The following is a 3,086-nucleotide window of genomic DNA, read 5'->3' on the forward strand; positions in this document are numbered from 1 at the left end:
CCCCCGCACCGGCCCCCGCCGCGACCGGCACCACCACCGTGGCCCCTCCCTCCGAGACCCCCGCCGCTGCCCGTCTCACCCCGGCCCGTATCGCCACCCTCACCGCCCTGGTCGCCCTCGTCGTGGCCGTGCTGGCCTTCGATCTGGACGCCGGGCTGACCGCGATCACCCTCGCCGTGGTCCTGAGCACCCTTTGGCCGGAGGACAGCCGCACGGCGGTCGGCCAGATCGCCTGGTCGACGGTGCTGCTGATCTGCGGTGTCCTCACCTACGTCGGTGTCCTGGACGAGATGGGCACCATCACCTGGGCCGGTGAGGGCGTCGGTGACATCGGCGTCCCCCTGCTGGCGGCGGTGCTGCTCTGCTACATCGGCGCGATCATCTCGGCGTTCGCCTCCTCCGTGGGGATCATGGGAGCGCTGATCCCGTTGGCGGTGCCGTTCCTGGCACAGGGCGAGATCGGGGCGGTCGGCATGGTGGCGGCGCTGGCGGTGTCGGCGACGGTGGTGGACGTGAGCCCGTTCTCGACGAACGGCGCACTCGTCCTGGCGGCGGCACCGGACGTCGACCGCGAGCGTTTCTTCCGGCAGTTGATGGTCTACGGGGGGATCGTGGTGGCGGTGGTGCCCGCGGTGGTGTGGCTGGTGCTGGTCGTGCCCGGCATCGGGTGACCACCACCATCGGCAACGCATCGGCAACCGCCTCGGCGAACCCGGCAACAGCTAAGGAGTACGACGCGTGACCTCTCTCTTCCCGGCCCTGACGGACGCTCCGGCGGACCGCCCCGCCCTGCGGTTCGGCGACCGGTCCCTGACGTACGCGGAGCTCGCCACCGCGACCGGTCTGCTGGCCGGCAGCCTCAGGAACGCCGGCCGCGTCGCCGTATGGGCGACCCCGACGCTGGAGACCGCCGTCGCCGTCGTGGCGGCACTGCGGGCCGGTGTGCCCGCGGTGCCGCTGAACCCGAAGTCCGGGGAGAAGGAGCTCGGGCACATCCTGTCGGACAGCGCGCCGTCGCTGGTCCTGGCGGCACCGGGAGATGAACTGCCCGCCGCGATAAGGGACTTGCCACGCATCGACGTGACCCCCGACACGACCACCGCCACCACCACCTCCACCTCCACCTTCACCTCCACCGAGGAGACGACCACCGACGAAGCCCCCGCCCTCGTCGTCTACACCTCCGGCACCACCGGCCCCCCGAAGGGCGCCGTCATCCCCCGCCGGGCGATCGCCTCGACCCTGGACGCGCTGGCCGACGCCTGGCAGTGGACCGGCGAGGACGTGCTGGTGCACGGTCTGCCGCTGTTCCATGTGCACGGCCTCGTCCTGGGCATCCTCGGGCCGCTGCGGCGCGGCGGATCGGTGCGCCATCTGGGCCGGTTCTCGACGCAGGGCGTCGCGCGGGAGCTGTCCGACGGCGCGACGATGCTGTTCGGGGTGCCGACGATGTACCACCGGATCGCCCAGTCCCTGTCCGGGGAACCGGAGTTGGCGAAGGCGCTGGGTCGGGCACGGCTGCTCGTCTCCGGGTCGGCCGCGCTGCCGGTGCACGACCACGAGCGGATCACGGCTGCGACGGGCCGGCGGGTGATCGAGCGGTACGGCATGACGGAGACCCTGATGAACACCAGTGTCCGCGCGGACGGCGAGGCCCGGGCGGGGACGGTGGGGGTGCCGCTGCCGGGGGTGGAGCTGCGGCTGGTGGAGGAGGACGGGGCGCCGATCACCTCGTACGACGGGGAGACGGTGGGCGAGATCCAGGTGCGCGGCCCGAACCTGTTCACCGAGTACCTCAACCGGCCCGACGCGACGGCGGCCGCGTTCACGGCCGACGGCTGGTTCCGTACGGGGGACATGGCGGTGCGCGAGTCCGACGGCTACGTCCGGATCGTCGGCCGGAAGGCCACCGACCTGATCAAGAGCGGGGGTTACAAGATCGGGGCGGGTGAGATCGAGAACGCGCTCCTCGAACACCCGGGGGTGCGGGAGGCGGCGGTCACCGGGGAGCCGGACGCCGATCTGGGCGAACGGATCGTCGCCTGGATCGTGCCGGCGGATCCCCAGTCCCCGCCCACGGCGGAGGAGTTGGCCGACCACGTGGCCCGCCGTCTCGCCCCGCACAAGCGCCCACGCGTCGTCCACCACCTGGACGCCCTCCCCCGCAACGACATGGGGAAGATCATGAAGCGGTCGCTGGCCCATGGCTGACCGTCTCTCCGCACGCGAGTTCCTCGCCCTCGTCACGGACGACTTCACCGAACTCCCCACTCCGGCAACGGAGTCGACGCCCGACGGCCCCCTCGCCTGGCAGGGTTACGACGCCGCACGCGCCCGCGCGACCGAGCGCACCGGCGAGGACGAGTCCGTCGTCTGCGGGACGGGGAAGGTCGAGGGAACCCGGGCAGTGCTGCTGGCCTTCGAGTTCGGCTACCTCGGCGGCTCCCTGGGCGTACGCACCGGCGACCGGCTGGAGGCGGCGTACACCTACGCCCGCGCCCACCGCCTCCCGGTCGTCCCCCTGGTCGCCACGGGTGGCAGCCGTATGCAGGAGGGCATGCTCGCCCTGACCCAACTCCAGCGCGTGGCCCGCCAGTCGGCCCTCACCCGCGAGGCGGGCCTGCCCCAGATCGCGGTGCTACGGGACCCGACCACAGGCGGCGGCTGGGCCACCTTGGGCGCGGGCGCCGACATCGTCCTCGCTCTGCCCGGCGCCCAGATCGGCTTCGCGGGCTCCCGGGTCCGCCCCCCGGACGCGGATCCGAGGGCGTACACGGCCGAGGCGCAGGTGGCGGCGGGTGCGGTGGACGCGGTCGTACGCCCGGAGGCGCTCCGCAAGACCCTGGGCCGCTGGCTACGCCTGCTGACGTCCCCGGCCCTGGAGGCACCCCTACCACGACACCCCGGCCCGGGGCCCTCCTCATGGACCGGCGACACCGACATCCGCCCCGCCTCCCCGCTCGCCGACGGGAAGACAGACCCGGCACCGACCGACGACACCCCGCAAGCCCCCGAGCCCCCACGCTTCGGCACGCAGACGCCCCCACCGGCGGACGGCACCCAGGACACCCCGCACGCCTCACCCG

General features: G+C 73.2%; 3 protein-coding genes. All 3 read left to right on the forward strand.

Going from position 1 to position 3,086, the window contains the following annotated elements:
- Window positions 1-671: SLC13 family permease (locus TN53_RS40160; protein ID WP_046263811.1), on the forward strand; the 671-nt coding region annotated here is incomplete at its 5' end.
- 67 nt (window positions 672-738) lie between these two features.
- On the forward strand, window positions 739-2,211 hold the full coding sequence (locus TN53_RS40165) for an acyl-CoA synthetase (RefSeq protein ID WP_046263812.1): 1,473 nt from the start codon (window positions 739-741) through the stop codon (window positions 2,209-2,211).
- A partial coding sequence (locus TN53_RS40170; RefSeq protein ID WP_324609651.1) for a carboxyl transferase domain-containing protein occupies window positions 2,204-3,086 on the forward strand: 883 nt, incomplete at its 3' end. The genes TN53_RS40165 and TN53_RS40170, both read left to right, overlap by 8 nt.

Source organism: Streptomyces sp. WM6386, from assembly GCF_000972385.1.
GTDB lineage: Bacteria > Actinomycetota > Actinomycetes > Streptomycetales > Streptomycetaceae > Streptomyces.